22 protein-coding genes are annotated in these 21,989 nt (G+C 63.0%); 5 read left to right on the forward strand and 17 right to left on the reverse strand.

What is annotated here, in order from left to right:
• Window positions 1-12: 12 nt before the first annotated feature.
• Both QX010_RS19900 and QX010_RS19905 read right to left on the reverse strand, forming a co-directional pair.
• Window positions 13-597 (reverse strand): NADH-quinone oxidoreductase subunit B family protein, encoded by a 585-nt coding sequence (locus tag QX010_RS19900; RefSeq protein ID WP_315800415.1) that lies wholly within the window; start codon window positions 595-597, stop codon window positions 13-15.
• Window positions 594-959 carry an NADH-quinone oxidoreductase subunit A gene (locus tag QX010_RS19905; protein WP_008964559.1) on the reverse strand — a complete coding sequence of 122 codons (366 nt, stop codon included), beginning with the start codon at window positions 957-959 and terminating at the stop codon, window positions 594-596. Before QX010_RS19905 ends, QX010_RS19900 begins: the two co-directional genes overlap by 4 nt.
• Window positions 960-1,549: 590 nt before the next feature.
• Between QX010_RS19905 and QX010_RS19910 the strand changes: the two genes are divergently transcribed.
• Entirely contained in the window at window positions 1,550-1,747 is a 198-nt protein-coding gene (locus QX010_RS19910) for a hypothetical protein (protein WP_315799693.1), read from the forward strand.
• 1,053 nt (window positions 1,748-2,800) lie between these two features.
• Here the strand turns inward: QX010_RS19910 and QX010_RS19915 are convergent.
• Window positions 2,801-2,986, reverse strand: a complete 186-nt coding sequence (locus QX010_RS19915) for a hypothetical protein (RefSeq protein WP_316181352.1) — start codon at window positions 2,984-2,986, stop codon at window positions 2,801-2,803.
• 32 nt (window positions 2,987-3,018) lie between these two features.
• Complete coding sequence (locus tag QX010_RS19920) at window positions 3,019-4,260, reverse strand: hypothetical protein (protein WP_316181354.1); 1,242 nt, start codon at window positions 4,258-4,260, stop codon at window positions 3,019-3,021.
• Between the two features lie 252 nt (window positions 4,261-4,512).
• Between QX010_RS19920 and QX010_RS19925 the strand changes: the two genes are divergently transcribed.
• Both QX010_RS19925 and QX010_RS19930 read left to right on the forward strand, forming a co-directional pair.
• A complete protein-coding gene (locus QX010_RS19925; RefSeq protein WP_316181356.1) occupies window positions 4,513-5,028 on the forward strand; it encodes a hypothetical protein in 516 nt (171 codons plus the stop codon).
• Window positions 5,029-5,034: 6 nt separating this feature from the next.
• Complete coding sequence (locus QX010_RS19930; protein ID WP_316181358.1) at window positions 5,035-5,769, forward strand: SOS response-associated peptidase; 735 nt, start codon at window positions 5,035-5,037, stop codon at window positions 5,767-5,769.
• A gap of 122 nt (window positions 5,770-5,891) precedes the next feature.
• Here the strand turns inward: QX010_RS19930 and QX010_RS19935 are convergent, their stop codons facing one another.
• Together QX010_RS19935 and QX010_RS19940 are read right to left on the reverse strand one after the other, a co-directional pair.
• The gene (locus tag QX010_RS19935) at window positions 5,892-6,734 is read right to left on the reverse strand and encodes a DNA adenine methylase (protein WP_316181360.1); all 843 of its coding nucleotides are present in this window, start codon (window positions 6,732-6,734) and stop codon (window positions 5,892-5,894) included.
• A gap of 265 nt (window positions 6,735-6,999) precedes the next feature.
• Window positions 7,000-7,374 (reverse strand): hypothetical protein, encoded by a 375-nt coding sequence (locus tag QX010_RS19940; protein WP_315728971.1) that lies wholly within the window; start codon window positions 7,372-7,374, stop codon window positions 7,000-7,002.
• 51 nt (window positions 7,375-7,425) lie between these two features.
• Between QX010_RS19940 and QX010_RS19945 the strand changes: the two genes are divergently transcribed.
• Window positions 7,426-8,037 carry a hypothetical protein gene (locus QX010_RS19945; protein ID WP_316181362.1) on the forward strand — a complete coding sequence of 204 codons (612 nt, stop codon included), beginning with the start codon at window positions 7,426-7,428 and terminating at the stop codon, window positions 8,035-8,037.
• Window positions 8,038-8,173: 136 nt separating this feature from the next.
• On the opposite strand, the gene QX010_RS19950 is transcribed toward QX010_RS19945, so the two are convergent.
• Genes QX010_RS19950 through QX010_RS19965 form a run of 4 tightly spaced genes read right to left on the reverse strand, consistent with a single transcriptional unit; the run spans window position 8,174 to window position 12,468 of the window.
• The gene (locus QX010_RS19950) at window positions 8,174-9,775 is read right to left on the reverse strand and encodes a hypothetical protein (protein ID WP_316181364.1); all 1,602 of its coding nucleotides are present in this window, start codon (window positions 9,773-9,775) and stop codon (window positions 8,174-8,176) included.
• A 27-nt stretch (window positions 9,776-9,802) separates the two neighbouring features.
• Window positions 9,803-10,339 (reverse strand): DUF4376 domain-containing protein, encoded by a 537-nt coding sequence (locus tag QX010_RS19955; RefSeq protein ID WP_316181366.1) that lies wholly within the window; start codon window positions 10,337-10,339, stop codon window positions 9,803-9,805.
• A gap of 11 nt (window positions 10,340-10,350) precedes the next feature.
• Entirely contained in the window at window positions 10,351-11,736 is a 1,386-nt protein-coding gene (locus QX010_RS19960; protein ID WP_316181368.1) for a hypothetical protein, read from the reverse strand.
• Window positions 11,737-11,742: 6 nt separating this feature from the next.
• Window positions 11,743-12,468, reverse strand: coding sequence for a hypothetical protein (locus QX010_RS19965; RefSeq protein WP_316181370.1), 726 nt, complete (start codon window positions 12,466-12,468; stop codon window positions 11,743-11,745).
• A 341-nt stretch (window positions 12,469-12,809) separates the two neighbouring features.
• Between QX010_RS19965 and QX010_RS19970 the strand changes: the two genes are divergently transcribed.
• On the forward strand, window positions 12,810-13,076 hold the full coding sequence (locus QX010_RS19970) for a DUF3892 domain-containing protein (protein ID WP_316181372.1): 267 nt from the start codon (window positions 12,810-12,812) through the stop codon (window positions 13,074-13,076).
• Window positions 13,077-13,230: 154 nt separating this feature from the next.
• On the opposite strand, the gene QX010_RS19975 is transcribed toward QX010_RS19970, so the two are convergent.
• The 7 genes from QX010_RS19975 to QX010_RS20005 all read right to left on the reverse strand — a co-directional run bounded on the left by QX010_RS19975 (window position 13,231) and on the right by QX010_RS20005 (window position 21,871).
• Window positions 13,231-14,349, reverse strand: a complete 1,119-nt coding sequence (locus QX010_RS19975) for a baseplate J/gp47 family protein (RefSeq protein ID WP_316181373.1) — start codon at window positions 14,347-14,349, stop codon at window positions 13,231-13,233.
• Window positions 14,349-14,906 (reverse strand): phage GP46 family protein, encoded by a 558-nt coding sequence (locus QX010_RS19980; RefSeq protein WP_316181375.1) that lies wholly within the window; start codon window positions 14,904-14,906, stop codon window positions 14,349-14,351. Before QX010_RS19980 ends, QX010_RS19975 begins: the two co-directional genes overlap by 1 nt.
• A 3-nt stretch (window positions 14,907-14,909) precedes the next feature.
• Entirely contained in the window at window positions 14,910-15,515 is a 606-nt protein-coding gene (locus tag QX010_RS19985) for a phage baseplate assembly protein (RefSeq protein WP_316181377.1), read from the reverse strand.
• Window positions 15,516-15,518: 3 nt separating this feature from the next.
• A complete protein-coding gene (locus QX010_RS19990) occupies window positions 15,519-16,577 on the reverse strand; it encodes a phage baseplate assembly protein (protein WP_316181379.1) in 1,059 nt (352 codons plus the stop codon).
• A gap of 2 nt (window positions 16,578-16,579) precedes the next feature.
• Entirely contained in the window at window positions 16,580-17,821 is a 1,242-nt protein-coding gene (locus tag QX010_RS19995; protein WP_316181381.1) for a DNA circularization N-terminal domain-containing protein, read from the reverse strand.
• Window positions 17,822-18,153: 332 nt separating this feature from the next.
• The gene (locus QX010_RS20000) at window positions 18,154-19,647 is read right to left on the reverse strand and encodes a DUF5677 domain-containing protein (RefSeq protein ID WP_316181383.1); all 1,494 of its coding nucleotides are present in this window, start codon (window positions 19,645-19,647) and stop codon (window positions 18,154-18,156) included.
• Window positions 19,648-19,852: 205 nt separating this feature from the next.
• Window positions 19,853-21,871, reverse strand: coding sequence for a hypothetical protein (locus tag QX010_RS20005; protein WP_316181384.1), 2,019 nt, complete (start codon window positions 21,869-21,871; stop codon window positions 19,853-19,855).
• Between the last annotated feature and the right edge of the window lie 118 nt (window positions 21,872-21,989).

Raw genomic sequence — 21,989 nt, forward strand, 5'->3', positions numbered from 1 at the left:
AACGAAAAACCTTCAGCGTTCGATGGTGCCGGTGCGCCGGATCTTCTTCTGCAGCAGCAGCACACCGTACAGCAGCGCTTCGGCGGTCGGCGGACAGCCGGGCACATAGATGTCAATGGGAACGATGCGGTCGCAGCCGCGGACCACCGAATAGGAATAGTGATAGTAGCCGCCGCCATTGGCGCACGACCCCATCGAGATGACGTAGCGCGGCTCCGGCATCTGGTCGTAGACCTTGCGCAGCGCCGGCGCCATCTTGTTGGTCAGCGTGCCGGCGACGATCATCACGTCGGACTGGCGCGGCGAGGCGCGCGGCGCGAAGCCGAAGCGCTCGACGTCGTAGCGCGGCATCGAGACCTGCATCATCTCGACGGCGCAGCAGGCCAAGCCGAACGTCATCCACATCAGGGAGCCGGTGCGGGCCCAGGTGATGAGATCGTCAGCGGTGGCAACGAAGAATCCCTTGTCCGACAGCTCGGACCTGACCTCGAGGAAATACGGGTCGTTGGCACCGATCGGCCTGCCGGTCGCGGGATCGAGAATGCCCTTCGGGGCCGGAGCGATCGCCGGCCCGGTCGAGGACGTGGTCGGGCTCAATCCCATTCAAGCGCGCCTTTCTTCCATTCGTAGGCAAACCCGACCGTCAGCACGGCCAGGAACACCAGCATCGACCAGAAGCCGGCCGCGCCGAGCTTGCCGAATGCGACTGCCCAGGGGAACAGGAAGGCGACTTCGAGGTCGAAGATGATGAAAAGGATGGCAACCAGATAGAAGCGGACGTCGAACTTCATACGGGCGTCGTCGAACGCATTGAAGCCGCACTCGTAGGCGGAGAGCTTCTCGGGATCGGGCTGCTGGTAGGCGACCAGGAACGGCGCGATCAGCAGCACCACCCCGATGATGGCTGCGACACCTATGAAAACGACGAGGGGGAGATAGTTCTGAAGGATGCCGGTCATCGGCGCCACTTTCCTCTGCGGTTTCGGTGCAAACCGCAGACTCGTTGCATTGGAATTGGTCGAAGCCTTAGCGCAGCGCACCAAGCCGCGCAAGACGAGCCGTCTCGCTGTCGTCATCCCTCCCCACATTGCGGAAACCGGGACACACCGAGCAACGGCGCCGCGGATGACGCGTGCAGGAGCCGCATTGCAGACCCGCAGCATTACGGTGCCGCACGGTCCACCGCAGGATGCTGAGGCGATCAGCAATCGCGAGGACGCACGGCGTTGTGCGCAGGCTGGGCTGGTCGGAGACGGATGCGGATCAGCGTTCGATCGGGCGATCCAAACGAGGCGACTGGACCGTCGCCCGATAGGCTTCCGTTACCGCGGGAGATGGTCACGAAGGGCCGCCGGATCAAGATCATCCGCGGCCGCCGTCGATGCCGGCACCGCCGCGCGCAGTCAGCCCCGGCCGCATACTCCCGATTGCCGCCGCGGCGGCTGCAACCGATGAAACCATTTTGAGGAAACGAAGAAACCGGATCGAAACAAAGCAGGGGTACATGTCCGGGCAACAAAGTGGCGCTCTGAGACGCCGGGAGGCTGACATGAACCACTCACTGCATTCCGCAGACCGATCGACCCATCTGAAGATCGTCGCCGTTGCCCTGATCGCCGGCATCGCCGTGACCGCTTTCGGCATCGCGACCCGCGCCAACGTCGACTACAGCCAGACGGCATCGCACGTCGTGAAGGCCGGCAAGCCGGTGACCATGACGAGTTCCAGCGACTCGATGGTCCGCTGAGGCCACTGTCCGCTGCCATCTGACAGCATTCGCAGGCCACCCGCCGGGTGGCCTTTTTCATGCCCGGTCGGAAAATTGGCGACGGAGCACTTGCAGTCGGCGGAGCATCAGGTCGTAGGCGGGAAGAGATCGCGCGGGAGTGCCGCTTGCGCCAGCGGACGGATCAGATCGAAAGCTAAGCCATTGAAAACATGGCGCGAGAGACGGGGCTCGAACCCGCGACCTCCGGCGTGACAGGCCGAAAGAAATGTCGCAGATTCAATCGAGTGTGACATTTTCGCCGCATCAAATCGACGGGAAAACCGGAAAAGTGTCACGGCCTGACCGCCGCAGTAGCCGCGATTCGCTCGGTGCGGTGGGGCCGCTTGGCCGGAAGGCAGATCGGTACGTCGGCAGTTCCGCCGCTAGCGGATGAACTGATCGCCGGCCAGGTCAAAAGGTACGAGTGGAACGATCGTTCCCCGAGGAGGTGGACCTCCCGACGATCCACGACCTGCGCAGCATCGATATCGCGGCCCGCACCAAGCAGGGGCTACGAGGTGGACGAGATCGCAAGCGACATCTGCAAGTTCCCGGCAGAGTCTCGACATTATATGCGGTTCGAGGATCAAACGAAGGTCGCGGCCGACCGCCTGCTACGGCTGCCGCCCATAAGAATAAAGAATAGACACCGAGGTTCCGCCCCGACGATATGCCCCCGCCGAACGACGCGATTTGCAGAATCCCGAAAAGGTGCTGGAATTTCAATACCATCGGCGGGATAGTGTAACGGTAGCCTTTCGAATTTCGGGCTAACCTGTTGAAATCTCTCAACCCGTTCAGACACGCCGAACTCGGGTCCGTTGATTTCCGGACACTTCTGGCGCATTTGCAAAACTGGTTTCGGGCCAACCCTTCGCATCGCCCCCGAATAGGCTCAGTTGATGGATTGGTGCCGCTGGCGATCGACCGGGAGAGCTTCGGCTGCACGAGAGCGGGAACAACCTGAAGATCGGCAGCCCAGCATATTCCGCAAATTCAGGCGGTCAGGAATTTGCTCAGCTCTTTGGCCATTCAGCGAGGCTGAGAGTCTTTTGTGGCTGCCTCACGCTTCCGCTGGAGGATCTGCGCGCGATAATCCTTTTCGAAACCCGCCAGGAACTCACGCACGATCCCTTCGGTCCCTGCGCCAGCCTCAGCGGCGGCTCGCTCGAACAAGCGATCAATGTCGTCAGTCTTAGGTTTCTCAGGGGTCGACATGGCGCGGTCCCTCGCCCTCATGGCTGGCGCTGTCATTGTTCTAGATACCTCTGTCGGAACGATGGGTTAATCCGCTCCTCAAAATAATGTTTCCGTTTTACCCACACGAAACCGTCGCCTTTCGAGATCACGGCAACGTCGACCGGACCGCCTACCGTTTCCAGGTCGGGGTTAACTCGTTTTTGGATTTGAGAAGCTCCCAGAAAGGTTTCCGCTACCGCGCTGAGATCGCTTAGCGAAAGGCTCGCGATAGCTTGCCTAATCGGGCTCGTATAATTCTCAGACCGGTGGTCCGTCATTTTCTTGTAAAACTCACGGAAATGCTGCGGCAGAGACTTTCGTGCGTCCGTTGAGTATTTCTGCTTCTGTGCTTGAGTGAGCTCAGTTACGGGATTCAGAATTTTTTCAGGCAACGAGACGATCAAACTTATTGCACTTGTCAGGATCGTCTGCTCGAATCTTGGGCTAATGCCCTCGATGAGAGTCCTGATAACTTCGTCATCAGCCAGTGGCACTACCTCGCTTGCGTTCGAGGCAGTGATCTCCTTTGCCTCACTCAACCAGAAGCGCACCTTTCCACAGACAACAATATCGACGACATATTCACGAAGAGCCGGCAGCACCTCAGAATCGCCGAAGCCTGCAACAACGATACCAGAATAGTTTTCGAGTCGCTTTTGCTTTGTAAGCAGAAGGGCGACATAGTCCGAGATCTGGCGCTTGTGCCCGGCCATGTACGAGGCCTTAAAGCAGAGATTCGCGCACTCGTTGATTACTGTGCGGTAGGTGGAGAGAATCTGGCTTCGCGTGGCCTCATCGAAGCCAGGAACGTCCTTTTCTTTTTGAAGGGTTGCGATCCCTTTATTCAAAGCTGCGGCAAAAGCTGCTTTCGTCTTGACCCCATCCCTAAGGGCAACAAACGCACTAATCAGATTGCTGCCGACGATGCGCTCCGTCTGATCTGGGTCGAATGGAGCAGCGGTATTCAACCAATTAAAAAAGTCATTCGCGTATTGCTCGAGCCGGTCAAACTTAGTCCGATGAAGCTGCTTGCGATACAGCTTGATCCATGTTTCCCACGGCACGCCACCGAGCGTCACCGAGTTGTACAGCATTATGCCGACAGGCTCGAACTTCGAGAGAGTGAAAAGCTTGTTAGCCGTGTTGTGAACCTTCCGCTGCGTTCGAGAGTTGACGTACGTCTCGACGGTAACGGCGCTATCCGCCGCCAGTGCGACACCGAATTTGTTTAGAACCGCGACCTCCGTCGTCATTCCAGCCCCTCCCGGCGGAAACTAGGAGGCGCCCGCGCGCTGCTGCGGTGCACTTCGTCGGCTGAGTCGCCCCCCCCTATTTTTTATTGAACTTTGGCGAGCGCGCGCGCCGCTGTCAACCAATGGTCGCGGGTCGCGTTTCAGAGGCGAACGCCGGGCACCGGGTGTCGGTGTTTTGCCGCGAGGGTGGGCTGGCGAACCTCAGCACATGGTAGATTGAACGCGCGCAGCATCCAAACCTAGCGGCTTCCCTTGCGATCCGATCTCAGAAATGATCGTGCTATGTCTCCGCGCGTCATCCAAATCCCGCTCTCAGGTGGCGACCGCAAGGCTCAGGCCAAGGGCGTACGGAACGCGCACGGGCTGCACGACAGCTATTTTGTCCAGTCGCAGCTGATCCGCAGCGCGGCCGCGCAGAAACTGCGCGAGGCCGACCGCCTGGAGTGCGAGGCCTGGAACGCGATCATGTGGGCCGGCGGTCCGGCGATGCCGGCCGCCGGCGAGCCGCAGGCCAACCCGACGATCGAGATGGCCCTCAACTCCGGCTTCGATCTGCTCGAAGCCAAGTGCAACCGCTGCCGGAGGATCTCGCTGGTCGCCCTGCGCGCGCTAGACCGCCCACCGGCGACACCAATCTGGAAGCTCGAGGCCGCGCTCTATTGCGAACCATGCAGCGAGAAGCGGCGCTGGGGCCGGCAGCGCGCACATATCCTGCGGTTGACGTGCGCGGCACCGGATCCGGAGCCCAGCCGTGTCCGTAAGAGCTGACAGCCAATGTGCAATCTCTACTCCATGACCAAGAACGTCGACGCGATCCGGCGCCTGTTCAGCATCGCGCCTGAGAACGACCGCACCGGCAACCTGCCGGTCATGCCAGGCATCTTCCCCGACTACCCCGCACCGATCGTGCGCAACGGCGCTGATGGACGTGAGCTGGCCATGGCGCGCTGGGGCATGCCGTCGTCGCAGAAGGCGCTCATGGACGCGACCAAGCGCCGCGCGGCGAAACTCGAGGAGAAGGGCAAGCCGGTCGACTTCAAAGAGCTGCTGCGCATGGAGCCCGACAGCGGCACCACCAACATCCGCAACGTCAACAGCGCCCATTGGAAGCGCTGGCTGACGCCCGCGAACCGCTGCCTGGTGCCATTCACCTCGTTCAGCGAGTACGACACAGTCGACGGCAAGAAAGTGCCGGTCTGGTTTGCGGCCGACGACAGCCGGCCCCTGCTCTGCTTCGCCGGGCTGTGGACCAATTGGACGAGCGTGCGCAAGCTCAAGGAGGGCGAGATCACATGCGACCTCTATGGCTTCCTGACCACCGAGCCGAATTCCCTTGTAGCGCCGATCCACCCCAAGGCCATGCCAGTCATCCTGACGACGGCCGAGGAGCATGATGTCTGGGTGCGCGCGCCGTGGGACGAGGCCAAGGTGCTGCAGCGGCCGTTAGCTGACCACGAGCTGAGGATCGTCGCGCGCGGAACTGCGAAGGAAGACCCGGCTCCGGTTTGACCGGCTTGATGCCGAATTTCTGGCCGGCGAGGCTGCCGACCAGCCTGTCGAGCAGAAAGACATCGAGGCGGCGCTCCCGCCTCCCCGAGTGTCTCCTGCGCAGCCATCAAGCCAACGCGCCGTCATACCAGCGACAACAGATCCGGCGCGATCGCGAAGCGGTCCGGCGACGGGCCGGTGACCAGGATCTCGGCGACGTCGGACCATTGGCCCGAGATCGTGTAGCGGGTCGTCACGGCTTCGATCGCATAGTCCGCGAAGACCTCGCGCGTCTCCGGCACGTCGTTGACCGAAAGCATGAACTTGCCGGCGATGCTGCCGAGCCGCTGTGCCAGGCGCGCGAAATCGTCTCGCGAGAATACGCCGGCGCCGTAGTCTGCCTCGCAGCCCCAATAGGGTGGATCGAGATAGAACAGCGTGCCAGGTCCGTCGTAGCGCGCGATGAAGTCGGCCCAGGACAGGCATTCGATGACCACGCCGCCGAGGCGTTCATGAATGGCTTCGAGCAGCGGGCCGAGCTTGGTGACGTCGAAGCGCGCCGAGCCGGTCGGCTCGACACCGAAATTGCGCCCCGCGACCTTGCCGCCGAAAGCCAGGCGCTGCAGGTACAGGAAACGCGCGGCCCGCTCCAGATCGGTCAGCGTGTCGGAATTGGCCGCGGCTAGGCGCTCGAACTCCGCGCGCGACGTCACCTGGAACTTCAGCGTCTCCAGAAATTGCGGATAATGCCGTTGCAAAATCCGGAACAGCGTGACGACGTCGCGCGAGACATCGTTGATGACCTCGCGGCGCGGCGCCCAGCGTCTGCGGAAAAACACGCCGCCCATGCCGATGAACGGCTCGGCATAGGTGTCGTGATGGATCGCCTCGATGCGCCGCGCCAGCAGCTCGCCGAGGCGCCGCTTGCCCCCGATATAGGCCGCGGCGGGCCGAACGGGCGCAACCGCCCGCTTCTCTTCTCTCATGGAATTTCACTCAACGTTTTCGAAACCTGCCGCGCGCTAAATCTCCCGTTAGGCGGGCCGGCGTTGAGCGATCTGCAGTCGGGCGGGGCTTGTTGACGCAGGACCCGCGGTTTGGAGCGTTGGCGCGCTCCGGCCCCCGCCACGGACAAGGCACGTCCTGGCAAGGATCAAATCACCTTCTATCGATGGTTAGGGATCCGACGCCGCAGGCGATCGGGCTGGCACGCCGAGTTTGCCGGTCTGGTCTTGTCGGGCCGCCCTGCCCTCACGGCTTCGGCAGCGGATGCATCTGCCCCTGCAGATAAGCGAGATCGCGCGCGATGCGGTTATGCTCGTCCCAGAGCTTGACCACCCGCGCCTCGTCCTCGCGCCGCATGTTCTCGATCTGCGCCTCGGTTCTCGATTGAGCCTCGCGCACCGGCCAATAGAGCGCGCCGCCGATGCTCAGGAGGAAGCCGACGAGGATGCTGATCGGCGCCCAATCGATCTTGCTCCGCGTGTCCAGCTTCTGCGACAGCAGCGCAAAGCCGTTGTCCATCTTGGTGTCGAGAATGCGGAACTCTTTCCGCAATTCGGCATGCCCATCCTTGAGGTTCATCACCTCCTGCGTGAGCGCCCCCTGATCGAGCGGCGTCGCCATCACAGCGCCCCCCGATGGCTCTCGCGCGCCAACGCGCGCGCGTTCGCTGCGATGACCGATCGCATGCTTCACGTCTCCGACACTGCAATTGAAAGAAAACGGCCCTGCCCTGATCGCAAGCTTCCGCTTTCAGGACACCGCACCCTGACGTTTATATTACCCGTCGGATCTGCCTGTCGCGACTTTCGCAAAGAGGAGAAAGACACTATCGCACAGATTGCGCAATCGACAATTTACGCGCTTACGGCATCTTGCCGATCTGATATGCTGCGAAAGGACAGCAAAGTCTATGGGCAGGTAATCATGGAAGCAGATCGAGAGTTTGAACAGCTGAAGCTGTTGTTCGACTATACCAAATTCCATATCGGGCTTTACACGACCGTAGCGACAATCTTTGGTGGGCTTGTCTCGGCCAGCGATAAAGTCCCATTCAAGTTTAATCCTAAATTGTTGTTTGCCTCGGTCATCTGCATTTGCATAGCCGGCGTTGCTGGCGGCACGATCGCCAGCAGTATTCCCGGATACAGCGGCTACACCACTTTTTGGGCGTCACCGATAGGGCCCTTCAAATTTAAGGGGATCAAGGCCGAGTATTGGACCTACATAGAACATGCCGCTTTTTGGGTAGCTGTTGTCCTGGCTCTTCTCTCAATTTTCTTCTAACCTGCGAGGCGGATCGCAACGTGCCGAACGCTTGCTGATAACCCATCGCGACATTCTCTGTCGTGCAATGCGCCGTCGCCATCGGCGCATTGCGGAAATCGAGCAAGCCTCGCTCCGTTCGATTTGAAGCAACGGCCTAGCCGGTCGCCCTCAGGGTAAGGGCCGCATTGTTGTAGGTGAGCGTTCCGGCATTGGTGCCGCCAAGCACAGTCGCGTAATGCAGCCCCTCGGACAGGCCCGCCGCGGCCGTCGGCGCCGATACCCAGTTGTGATTGCTGTTGTTCAACAGCGGAACCCCATAGCCCGGCAACGGTGCCGTGCCATCGATGCCGACGCCGATGCCGGCGTTGCATTGATCGGTATAGGTCAGATCGCTGGCCGCCGAGACCGTCACGTCCGGCTCATCGCGCCACACCAGGAAGTAAAGCCGCAGGCTGGTGCTCACCTCCGAGAAATAGGCTGTGGACGTCGCATAGTTTCCGCTCGCCGTCGTCAACACATACGATCGCCGATTGAACCAGGTGATCACCCCCCGCACGAGTGCCGACTGCTGAAACTGTCCGCTGGCGTTGGTATAGGCCATGCCGATCAGGCTGCGCGTATCGTCACCGCTCTTGATCTCGGTGCCGACATTGCCGGCCGTCGTGCTCGTCGCGTGCGAGGTGGTGGAGAAATCCCCGGTGAGAACGCCGTTGTTGGCGAAGGCGTAGACGTAGTAAATCGTCCCGGCCGCCAGGTTCTGCCCGGCCACGCCATTGACGTACACCCCGGCATTGCCGAGCCCGGCAATGCCGGTGACGGGGATGCGATAGAGCTGGCCGCCGACCTTGAGCAGATCCCCCTTGTACGGCGGATATGACAGCGCCGTGGCGCTGGAATAGAGCAGCCGGCCGCACGCGATGGGCGCGCCGAGGTTGGCCAGCGCCTGCAGCCGCTGCGCGTCGGTCAGCGCCTGCGCCGCGGTATAGCTCACAGAGCCCCCGATATTGGTGAGCTGCGAGCCATCGACCGCGGGCAGCCTGCCATTGGCGTCGAGCTGCACCACCTGGCTTGCGCCGGTGCCGGCATTGAGCGCGGCAGCCGTGCCCAGCGACGGCCTGGCGCTCAAGTCGGAATACGCCCCCGACGTCGCGACCGTCGCGAGGGCTGGCTTTCCGATGAGATCGGCATAGGCGCCGGAGACGGCGACGGCCGCCAGCGCCAGGTTGGCGACGGCCTGCGCCTTCTGCGCGGCCGTGAACGCCTGCGCCGCGTCGACACGGAGCCGGTTGGCGAGCGCCGTCGTGACCGTGGCCGCGAAATTCGGATCGGACCCGAGCGCGTTGGCCAGCTCGTTGAGTGTGTCGAGCGTGCTCGGCGCGGAGTTGACCAGGTCGGCGCGCATGGCCTGCAAGGCCGCCATGGTGGCGATCTGGTCGGTGTTGGTGCCGAGCGCCGCCGTCGGCGCCGTCGGCGCGCCGCTGAAGGCGGGGCTGGCCGGGCCGACGCCGCCGAGCGCCTCCAACATCGCTGCCGCCGTGGCCTTGGACAGCATGGCCAGGGCCGGCGCCGAGATCGACGCCAGGGCGCCCGAGCCATCAGCTGCGACGCAGGGAAATGCGTTCGGTCTCACCGCAAGCGCTGCGAACAGCCCGAGCAGCCCGTCGATCACATGCTCGTCGTTCCAGTCCGACGGATGCACCGTGTTCGGATCGGTGCCGTCCTCGGCGAAGACCGTCTTCTTGTGCTTGATGCTCATCGGAGCCCAGCCCCCTGCTCGCAGCGCTTAAGCGAACGCCGCGTCGACCTGCTCGAATTTGGTGATGGTCCCGGCATTGATGCCAGTGACCAGCATCGCTTCGGCCGCGAAGCACTGCTGGATGTAGCTGCCGACGGCGGTCGCGACCGTGATCATCGTCGCTGCATCGAGCGTCACGAACGAGCCGTCGGCGACCTTCCATTTGAAGGTTGCCGCGGAATTGACCTGCGCCAGCAGCACTGCTGCCGACATCTTCGATTGCGTCTCGCGATCGGTGAGATAGGTCACGCCATTGACGGTCGTGCCCGCCGTCTCCTTGGCGTAGCGCTTGAACGCGGCATAGGCTTTGAGGTCGACGAAGACGTCGAACGGCGTCAGTACCTCCTGCAGCGCCGCCGTGGTCTGCGCGCCGGCCGCATCAACCGGCCACGGCGTGGCGCGGTTGCCGGCGGCGAGCCAGGCCAGATAGGTCGGATCATTCGCGGCGACCACGGCCCGCGCCGCGCTCGACAGGACGCGCCCGTCGCTCGCCTGCCAATACCAGTTGGTCGGATCATAACGCATGCGCGCGCCCCCTACTCGTAGATGCCGCCGGATTGCCGCGTGCCCGCGACCGTGCCGGGATAGTGGCCATCGCCGGCCCCGGCGACGGAGATGATCGCATTGCCCGTGACGAAGAACTTCTTGCCGGTGACGTTCCCGGCGCCGGTGATCGCGGCGTAAACGATCTGGCAGAAGCCGAGATAGAAGCACTCGATCCAGGCGCCGCCATTGCCGAGCGTGATCGGCACGGTGATCGTCAGCGTGACCGACGTCAGGCTCGGAATCTGGATGATGCCGCCGTCGCCACAGAACACGTGGCAGCCGATGGTCAGACCGGGATTGCTACCTTGCGGCGCGCCGCTCACGATCATGTTGCCGGCATAGGTCACGATGCCGGCCTGCGTCACCCCGAGGTGCGAGCCGCTGCAGACATTCCAATCGATGTTGGTGAGCGTCAGGTTCGTTCCGTTGCCGGAGCAGTTGACGCCGCACATCGGATCAGTGGTGTAGGCCCCGGTCGCCGTGAGGCGGAAGCCGTCGAAGGAGTGCGCACCGCCGCAATTCTGCGCCGAGATCGCCGTCACGCCGTTGCCGGCAATGGTGCAGTTCGACGGCGCAGCATGGTTGCCGATCCACCGGACGAAGCCGGAGCCCGCCATGTTGGGCAGGCGCACCGCGGCATAGGTGCCGTCAGCCACGTGGACGTTGATGCTGTAGCCGTTGAGATTGAACCGGGTCAGAAAGCTCGCGGCATATTGCAGCGTCGCCCAGGCGGCCTGCAGCGTCGTGCCGTCGTTGCCGTCCGAGCCGGAATTGGAGACAAAATAGTCCCGGCTGGCCTGCAGATAGATCGGCTGCCCCGGCACCCGCTGCAGCCACGCCAGCTGAAACTTGCTGCCATCATAGACGAAGGCCTGCATGGCGCCGGCGAGCAGATCACCCCATTGCAGCGGGGTGCCGTCGGAGCGCGTCACCGCCTTGGCGCCGAGGCCGTTGACGTTGATGACGCTTGCGCCATTGTTGTTGGCCGCAATCGTCGCGACCACCGTCATGCCCTTCTTGTACTCTCTCGGCGTCGGATTGAGCGTCACGACGACGTTGTTCGCCGTGCCGGTGTCATCGCCATAGGTCGGCTGTCCGCGCTGGATCAGGTACTGGATCGCGTTGGCGAACATCGCATCCGAGTTATCCTCGGACACCACGGGACCACCGGCGATTAGGCTGCCGTTGGCGCGGATCGTCTGCCGCAGGCTCGCGATGACGGCATTGAGCCAGGCCGCCATGACGCGGGTGCCGTCATTGGCCGTCCCGCTGGAGCAATCCTGAAACCAGGTGTCAGCAGCACCAAAGATGCGCGTCTCCGCCGGCCGCGCCGTCACGGTGTTCGGTGCGTTCGCCGGCCCTACAATGTCGGTCATCGCAGATTATCCCCCGGAGGTCTGGTAGGTGATCTCGATATGCGCGTGCGCGACGCGATCGAGGATGCATTGGAGTGGCGAGATGTCCGGCTCGCAGGCCAGCCCGCTGCCGGCCTGCAGGTGTCCGGCGTAAGGAAGCGTCCCGGCCGGGGCCGCATAGGCGGGGCTCTCGTCGAGATCGACGATGATCAGAAGCCGGCCGCCGCCGATCTGACCGCCCGGCCAGCTGCAGCCGGCCTGGAAATTACCGGCCGAGCCGCCGCAGTCGTTGGTTATATCAGTGCAGGTGATCGACCATCCGGCCCGCGCCGCAACGGCGGAGTAATACTCGCAGCGCGTCCCGCCGATCGCCGCGACCTTAGTGCAGAGATCCGGGAACGGATCGCAGGCATCCGGCAGACCATATTCGGCCATCCACAGATCATGCGTCTCCTTGTGCGTCGCGCACCAGAACTCGAGCCGCAGGTCGCAATAGCGCGCGAGAATGAAGGTCACGACCGAGGCGATCGCGCGCCAGAAGCCCAAGAGAATGCTCTGGGTCCGCCGTCGCGCCTGGAACGGCGGATCATCGAATACGCTGGGATCGAAGGCCCGCACTAACCCCGTCAGCGGGCCGCCTTCGTTAGCCTGCCAGGCCCGCCCGCGCGGCAGCAGCTGCAGCACCGATTGCAGGACCTCGTTCGCGGTCGGGCACCTCAGTGGTGCCGGCCGCGTCTGTTCACAGGTTGGCATGGGGACGTTCCGCTAGGGCATGGGCGCAAAAACGCGCAGCTGCAGCCTAGTTGAAGCTGGATTGGAGAAAGGCGAGGTCATCATCAGCGGCGCTTGTTGGAGCGGGCCGCGGACCCGATGGCGACGCTAACGGAGTGAAGCCTACGTCCACCGGACAGACAGTCCTGGGGAGTCCGTCGAAAATGCCCCAGGCAGACCTTTGCGACCCACGGACGTTGGGAACAAATCAGACGATCGATTAGACAGTGAATTGTGGGGATAAATAAACACTACCAAAAGTCGAATCTGTCGGCCGATACTAATCTGCTCGCGCGATCATTAGAAACCAAGGAGATTTTGAGATGGCTGATGTCCAAGTGACCTGCATAAATAAACTACCCAGAAACAACACGCACGAAGGCATCACACATCTCGGCAACTCCACAGGTAAGTGGACGCGACAAAGCGTGATCGATTGGATCGAGACCAGGACCCACACCTTCTTTACGTTCGTCGGCGGCAAGAGGGCTGACGTCGGCGTGGTCGACGGCCCGAACGGGAAGTATGTCCGGACCTATGCCGATGGCTACTACAACGACAACTTGTTGGCACTGCCGGAATGCCCTTAGGACAAAGCGTATGGTGACACTGCAGCGCCCTTCGCGAGGATAGTCCCGGGCTCTGATGAGAGTTGTATTGTTGGCCCTTCGCGACATAGTGCATCGCCGCATAACTTCGGTCGGCTTCAGCGCGAAACCGACATTGAGCGCTTGGGCACACGGCCTAAGTCGCCGAGAAGGTAACGCCTCCAAGCGTCGCGATCTGCCCCGCCGACAGCGCCGCGTCCGCCTCCGGTGCATCGACGCGGCTGCGGGCTTCGCCGGCAGCGTTCGCAATCGCCTGCCAGATCCACGACCGCGAGAACGATGTCGGTGACGCCAGATAGGGCATGGTCGAGATCGCGGCATCACTGCCGGCGACGCGCGAGTTGAGGCGGAAGGCCGCTGCCAGCTCGACCTTAATCGCCTCCTGCACGTCCGTGGTGAACGGCTGCAGGCCGCCAATTGCGATGTTGACGGGCACCGCGACGGGTGCCGCCACGGTCACCAGGGCGCCGGCCGGCTGCACGGTGTCGAGATAGGCCGCGACCCGGGCGATATCGGCCTGCTGCGGGATGCCGTCGGCGTAGAGATCGTCCATCAGCGGGAACACACGTACCGTCCCAGGGCCGTTGAACAGCCGCTCGACGAAGACCCGGGTCACGCCGGTGACGGAGCTCGCCCACAGCACATAGTCGGCCGCCGAGCCGCCATGCGGCGGGTTGCGCTTGCGGAACAGGATGCGGGCGCGGAAGGTCTCGTCGTCCTCGACGTCGAGGCCGCCAGCGATGCCGCCGCTGTCGACGGCCGCTGTCGCATCGTCGAGGCCGGGGCCGCTGAAGCCCGAGGTGAGATCGAGCGGCGTGTTGGCGACCGCGTTCGAGGCCTTGCCATCCGCCACGGCGATAACGCTCACGCGCAAGGGGCCAGCGGCCCCGATCGTCCCGCCGGCCGTGGCCAGATATTGCGTCCCGTCGGATCGCGTGAGCACGGCACCAGCAGTGACCGCGAGCGCGTCCGCCGTCGTGATCACGATCGCGCCGCTGGCAGGCGCTGCCGGCCGCCGCGCGAGCCCCAGCTCCTCGCCGTGGAGATCGAGGTTTTCCGAGTCTGCGGTCAGGGCGAATTTCTGCTTTTGGATGTAGTCGGCGAAGCCGAACAATAGATGCTCGATGCCGCCGAACACTTTCGCCGTCGGATTGATGTTGTTCGGCCAGATCCAGGCATCAGAGCCCGGAAGGTACGAGCGGAAAGCCGTGCGGGCGCGCTCGACCGAGTCCTTGAGAGACGGAATTGCGAACATCAGCGCGCCACCTGACTCCAGAGCACGTCGAATTTGCGGTCATAGACGAGCAGCCCGTCGCGGCCGTACAGCGCCACGGCCAGCTCGATACGGCCCTCGATCTCGTTCGCGGTCGCCTGCGCGTCGATACGCACACAGACGCCCTGATCCCTCAGTGTCGCCAGGGCCTCCAGCGCGAACTGCTCGGCCCATTGCGAGGCCGGCAGGCCAAGGATCGTCAGCGGCGCGCGCTCCAGCAGCCACAGATGCGAGCCGAGCGGCCCCTCGTCGAGATCGGCGCGGACGTCGATGCCGTCGCCCCACCATCCTCGCGCGTCGCCGTCAGCGAGAAAGTAGAGCGGATGATCGGGATCGACCCGCTTGTCGGTGAACAGCAGCAAGGTCACTGCGGTGTCGATCGCCGCCTTGGCGCGCAGGCCGCCGTGATTGCTGGTCTCGTCGGGCTCGGCCATGGCCCAGTCGGCGACACCGCGCGCCGGGTCCCAAACCGAATCCCACAGCGCATTGTTATCCGCGGCGCAGCCTTCGGCGACGCGGATCACGACATCATTGGCCATTCTCTAAACCGCAAACACCTTGGTGGCGCAGCCGCCGCCGCAGAGGCCGACCGGCGTCCCGCCGATGTCACCGAGATCGACCTTCGGCGACTTGATGACGACATGCGGCGATGTGTGCGTGATCTGGCCGTCCTCGACCTTGATCGAGGATTGCCCCCTGGTGACGGTCACGCCGTCGGCCGTCATGACGACCGTGCAATGACTGTCGTCGGACTGCTTCACGCCCTTGCCGATCGACAGCTTGATCGTCTTGGTGTGGAAGACCTCGAGCTGATCCTTGAAGACGCGGACCACGTCGCCGGTGTGGTTGTAGAGGATGGTCCCGCCTTCCGGCGTGTTCTTCGGCCGAAAATCCTTGTGCTCGAAGCCGAGCGCGAGCAGCCGATCGGAGCGGCCGCCGAGCGCGAGGAACACCCCCTCGGAGCCCTTCGGCGCGTGCGAGGAGAAGCCGTGCGGCTGCGGCCGATAGACGTCCTCGAACGTCTCGGACTTGAGCCCCGTCATGTTCTTGAGGATCTGCTGCGTGCCGCTGTCGTCGGTCTTCTGCACCGAGGCGCGCCGCAGGGTGCTAATCAGGCCCTCCTGGCCTTCCGGAAACCAGATCCACATCCCTCATTCCCCTGCATCCGAGCCCCAGGCCGCGCCGGACGAGCCGCCCTTGGCGCCGCTGCCGCCGAGCGCGCGGGGATCGACCAGCGACAGCACGCTCAGCGAGCCGTCGGTGCGATCCTGCGACCAGGTCACGGTCTCGATCGCCATATCCTGCGCGACGTCCAGGAACTGGCTCTGCGTGAAGATCAGCGCGCCCGGCTCCCACAGCGCGCCGCCATCGTCGCGAAAACCCTGCACGGTGACGCTGGCCTTAAGACTGTTGCCGGCCTCGCGGTCGCGCCGCGTCTGCGCTCGCTTCCTGGCGCGGTCCTTGTCGGTGTCGCCGTCATGGAACACGATGACCGGACGATAGCGCCCGACCTCGGCGTCGCGCGCGATGCCCTCGATCTGCAAGGCATCCTCGCCGTGCCCATAGGGCTTCTGGCCGCGCACGATGACGTCGGAATGCCGGCCGGACCAGTTATGATCCGCCTCGCCCTCCTCCATGTTGACGCCTTCGAGAATGGCACCGGCATGCCGCTTCCTGCCGCCCTTGGTGATCAGGATCGAGCCGTCGGCTTGGCCGACCGCGAACACCCCCTGCTCCCGGCAGAGCTTTTCCAGGCAGCGGAAAGCGGTCTCGCCGGGCGTGATGCGATAGATCGGGACCTTGGTCAGCGGCACGTCAGCGGCAATGCCGACGTCGAACTTGTCGAGCGTGGCCGCGATCTCCTGCGGGTCCTTGCTCTTGAACTGCCCGGTATCGTGCACAGCGCTGGAATCGATGAAGTCCTGCGACTTCGAGCGGCCGGAGATGGTGATCTCGGCCCGCTTGTGCTGGCCAATCTTCGGCTGATAGCGATCGACGTAGCCCCGGCAGGCCAGCGAGCCGTTGAACAGGATGTCGATCTCGGTGCCTGCCTTGAAGGTCCAGGCCGTTGCCGCGCCGCCCGGCTCGGCCGCCGCCTCGATCTGGAACGACCGCGCTGCGTCCTGGAACGAGGCGCGCACCAGCACGCGCCGCCACGCCGTCCATTGCCGGCCGCCGGCAATGACAGTGACGACCTCCTCGTTGAGCATGCCTACCTCGACAGCGCCGTGATCTCACGCGGCATCAGGAACGGGTTGCGGACGGCGTTGCGCGCGACCAGCTCGTCGGCGCGGGTTGGATCGGCGTAGAGGATCCAGGCGAGATCGAGCGAGGGGCGCTGCCGGTTGCTCTCGACCGTGATCACCGGCGCTAAATTGGCAATGGTGCGCGTGAGCCAGTCGATCACCCGGTCGCGCAAAGCCTCGATGGCGACGAACAACGCGGCGTTTTCCGCCCCGTCGGTCTCATAGAGCTCGGTCTCGAAGCGTTCGGCGACCTCGCCGCGTGCGGTCACGCCATCGGGCCTCGCGGCAAAGCTCGTGCGCAAGATCGCCTCGGCATAGGCGATCAGTGCCGCAAGCCTGACAGCACGGCTTGCAGCCGCAGCATTCTCCGCCACCAGCTTCTGCGTCGGCGTGAGATAGGCGGCGCCGGAAACCGAGCCGGATGGGAATGAGGCCACCAATTCGAGCGCCGCGCGCACAGCCGAGACCGCCGGCATCGCGTCCATCGTCTGCCTGACGAGGCCAATGAGGCTGGCGACCGCCGCGGTCGCGGCGGCGCCAGGCACGGCATCGTTGGTTATGCCAGTCGCGAAGCTCCCGACCACCAGCGGGACTGCGTCCCGCACCACGGCCGACGCCTTCGGATCGACCGGATAGCTCTGCCTGATCACATCGAGGGCCGCCGCACCTTCGGACAGCGTATCGGTGACGGCCGCCACCACCAACGCGGCCTTACCGGCTGTTGCGATCGTCGCCGGGAAGGTTTGCGCCAGCACCGACGCGAGAGCGTCGGCCGCGACGAACCCGACATTCTGCAGCAGCGGCACCGAGACCAGGCCCGATGCCGCGCCCTTGCGCACGAATTTGAGCTCGAAGGCCACATAGCCCATCTGATCGCGCTGCGTCGCACGCTCGAAGCTCTGGCAATGAACCGTGACAGGCCCGAAATACGGCACCACCAGGATGCCTGCGCCGCGCGAGGCCAGCGCCGCCTTGAGCGCCGTCGCCAACGCGTCCGCGCTGTCGCCATGCACATAGGCCGAGCCTGAATAGACCCGCGGCTCCTCACCCAGATCCTCGACAAAGGGATCATCCCGGTTCGGGAAGCTGTGCACGACCAGGCCGCGCCCGCCCTCCTCCTTGTCCTGCTCGAAAAAGAACGGCACGCCTTTGAACGATGCAGGCCAGAGCGTCTTGAGCCAGTCGCGGCCGGCTTGAGATGTCGCCATCAACAGAACCCTGCTTTGGGCCTACAAAACCAAACGGCGGCCGGAGGGGCCGCCGTTCAACGGGCCAAGCTCCGTTGTCCCGACTGCCAACATTTAACGAACTGGGGGTTATGGCCGTGGAGCTGGGCGGGTCTGCCGTGCCGCTGACGCGGTCCTGATCGCCGACTTACCCCGGATAGCTGCCGACTTATGCGCCGTCGATGTGGTGTATCTTTGCCTGAGCTTTCTGGCAGACACAGCAACCATGCCGGTTGTCGATTAAAAGCTACGACTGAATTGCTGCTGGGATTAGCTGGCACGGCTTCTTCTTTTTGCTCCCCAAACAGCAGCCTTCATTTAACGGCCTCTTCTGCAGCAGCTTCAGAGCGGGCTTCTCTAAGTCGTGGCTTAAAGGGTGGATACATATGGGCGAGCTTGTCCAAGGCCAGATTACAAATCTTCTTCAAGTCTGGCACCGCGTCGTCGATCAGAACGCGTGGAGGCATGGGAATGCGATGGAACCGGTGCAGAGGATTTAGGCATTGCCCATAAACAGAGTGCAGCACTGCTGACCAGTTGCCGTGAACGTACCCAGAGAGCACATCGTAGTATCTATCATAAAATGCTTTCTCTCCGGCATCCTTTGCCATGTCACGCAGATTTCGATTTGCCCACGCTCCGAGCTTTATGTCCTGAAACTCTAACCACGCATCGTGATTGGCCATCTGTTCGAGCAACTCTGTGCTGATGAACGACGGTACGTCTTCCTCATCAATGCGCTTTAAGAATGCCAGCTTGATCTGGCCCGCACCATAGTTGCGATACTGCATCCAGATTGTCGGATTGTCGTGGTGCACAAGGTAGGCGAGCGTGATGTGGCACTCCACGGCTGCTCTGAGGATGATGCGGCCCGGTATCGTCTGACCAACGACGCCCTTCAAGGAAAAGAATAGGAGGTGAGTTATAAAGAAAACGAGGCCGAAGCAGCTATCGTGTTTGGCATCGACGCCCGTGTGCTCCACTGTTTCCACGAAATGCCGCGTCAGTTCTTCACTTAGCTCCACCAGTTGCTCGAAAAGTTGATTGTGAGAAGCGATTTTCGCCTTCTCATCGGGGTTAAACAGGAGACATTCGGTTTTGCGCCACCCCTCCTGCCAAAACTCGTCCAGCCACTGACTTCTTGCTTCCCCCGCGCTTCCGGGACGAAAGGTCATTTCGAGCGCGCGGATCGAAGGCCGCACAGTCCTCATGTCTCCACGGTCGGGATACTCATTGAACTCCTTCCTACGCTCCTCCATGCTGGCGGGAAGGAAAAGGTTTCCTTGTGCGGCTACAGTTGTGAGTTTGAACCATCGGCAATCTGTCGCGGCTTGCGATTGATGGTCAAAGGTTCCAGCGATTGCATCGGCCAGCCTGTCCCATCCATCAGGGCCGACCTCTGGCAGTAGTCTTAACCAGTGTGCTCGGTCGGGAAGGTTTTCGAGCAGCAATAGCGGGGCGAGGGCCGTAGCGACGCTTTGTGTTTTGCACTCCTCGACGAAAAACAGATCAAATGATGCGGCGTCCAGCTCGGCTAGTTTTGAGTGCTCAAGCCGTCGGTTTCCAAGCACACCCTTGTGCTGAGCGACCTTGCGCAAAATGCGTCGAAAGCATTCAAGCCCCTCTTCTCGTGGCAGGGCAGTGATAACCAAGGTGCACCACAGCACCTCCGGCAGCGCATCTGCGATCCAAGAGGAGAACTGTACATTCTCTAGTCTCGCCATCGGCCCTTGCAACAGTCCCCCCGTGCGCTTGAGCTTGTTCAGAGGCGTCACACGAAGGGCGATGTGTTCGTTTACCGAGGCCATTTGCCCTCTCTATCCCAGTGTGTGAGCGAGAATGACACAACTCACGGTCACAATGAAACCATTTGTATAAATCCTAATTGGTGACCTTGCCTCTTGACGCTGATCCACCGAGGTGATGTCCGATTCGACCTATGATCAGTAGTTTGCTGACCAATGGGAGGCTCTCTGCTTGGCCTCAACTTCTGACCTAAAGCATCCTTAGATCCTAAGGTATAGTAGCTGCCTCCGGCATAGATCTTCCCGTCGATCCGGTCGAGCCCTTTGCCGTCCCCCCGCTGGATCGAAACGCGTTGATGGCGTTCTGAACCCGCTGCTCGACGCGCGTGAGAAAGTCAGGCGAGGGCTCGACGGTCACCTTGGTCTCCAGCGTGGCATTGCCGACCACCTCGGCCTTCGCCGGCTCGGCCGAGCCGATGCCCGTGGCCTTCCGGATGTCGTCGATCGTCCATTGCGACGCGAATTGACCTCGACCGGGGGGGCCGGCTGGCCCGTAGCCGAGACTGGTCAAGTCGCCCTCGATTTTCGCGCGCCTGGCATCGTTCATCGCCTTGAGCTGCGCCAGATAGGTCGGATCGCTGTCGCCGTAGATTGCGGCAGCCCGTTCGGAATCCTCGATATCGTGCAAGGCGTCGAACTTATCCGGATGCAGCCCGGCGAGGCTCTTCATTCGCTCGCTTGCCGGCAAGACATCCCGGCGGGTCGCGATGTCCAGGATCGGCGCTAGCATGGCTGTCATCCGGGTCAGGCCGAACTTCAGACTCCCCGCCGCGCTCTCCCCGCGAAAGATGCTCCCGGCCCCGCTCAACAGCGACGACGCCGAGTCGGCGCCGACAGCACCGGCCAGCGCGGCTCCGAAGCCTAGCTCGGCCGCCGAGCGCAGCGGGTCCTTCTTGGCCCGCTCGCTCATGTAGCTCAGTCCGCTCGACAGCCAGTTCATGCCCGTCGTCACCCCGGGCATCAGCGGCGCAGCCGTATTGCCGAGGAGATTGTCGACCTGGGCGCCGATCGCCTTCTGCAGCACTTTCGGGTCATGCTGCAGGAAGTCGTCGGCCGCCTCGCCGCCCTTGGCGCCGTGAACGAGCGCAGCATCCTTCTGAATGCGCGCCTGCTGCGTGGCAAAGATGCTCATCATCTGCGCCGTCGTCTGCTGCGAGGCAATCGCCGCGATCACCTCCTGGATCTGCGCGGGGTCCGTCACGCCCTTCTTGGCAAGCGCCGGGATCAGCACGTTGTTGGTCCAGGCGTAGGGGTCGGTCGCGCCAGGCTGCAGATACTCCTGGCCCACGATGCCGCCCGGCTTGACGCCCTTGACGTTGCCCGTCGTCGTCTTGATGACCTTCGACTGATCGAGCAGCCCATAGGCGGCAAGGGCCTCGACGGCCTTGTTCGACATCTTGCCGCCGACGAACTGCGTGTAGAAGCTCGACAGGGCCTTGCCGGCCGAGGAGCCGCCCAGCTCCTGTGCCAGGGTCGGCGCCGTCTTGAGCATGAAATCGTCGCTCAAGGCGTTGGTTGCGGCGCGGCCATATTTGAACATCTCGTAATAGTCGGTCGGCCGTAGGGTGTCGCCAAAGACGTTGATGGCCTTGGCCATGCCGTCGATATAGTGGTTGAACTTGGCGAGGTCCTGCGTGACGCCCTTGATCTCCATGCCCTTCACGAGCTTGTCGAAATCCTCGCCCAGCTCCGCGGCGTGCTCGGGATGGGCGCCAAGGGCGACGACGCGCAGTTTCATCAGGGGATCGAGGATGTGCGTCGCCTCCTCGAAGCTGCCGACCACGGAGCGGATATTGCGCGCGGTGTGCATGATCTCCGTCTGAGAGACCGCCTTGTAGCGCGCCGAGAGTTGAGCTGCGATGTCGTCGGCCTCGGCAATCTCCTGCGCGGACATGCCGGAGGCCGACATCCGCACCTCCTCGTGCGTGCGGTCCGAGGCCGCCTGCGCCGTCCGGGCCGCGAGCGCATGCACGGCGCGCGAGCCCTCATAGGCCGCCGCCGCGCCAGCGGCCAACTTCGCCGCGCCGCCGATTGTCACCGATCCCCGCTGCAGCCGGCTCGCCTGCCGCTCGGCAACCGAGGCCATGCTCATTTGCTTCTGCACATCGCGGTTGAGCGCATTGGCCGCCCGCGCAATGCGGTTGATCTTGTTCGCGACGGCGTCGAAGGCGCCGCCGGTCGCGTCCTTGCCCTTGATGACGGCAGTCGCTTCGAGGATCGTTCCCATCTACTTCCGCCTCTTCCGCAACGCGATCGCCCGACCGGCCCAATAGTCCAGCTCCGAGAACCCCATGCGCCCGCAGGCCTCGGCATCGACGATGCGCTCGACCAGCACGAGGTAGTCG

Origin of the sequence: Bradyrhizobium sp. SZCCHNRI1009 (assembly GCF_032487575.1) — a bacterium.
Taxonomy (GTDB): domain Bacteria; phylum Pseudomonadota; class Alphaproteobacteria; order Rhizobiales; family Xanthobacteraceae; genus Bradyrhizobium.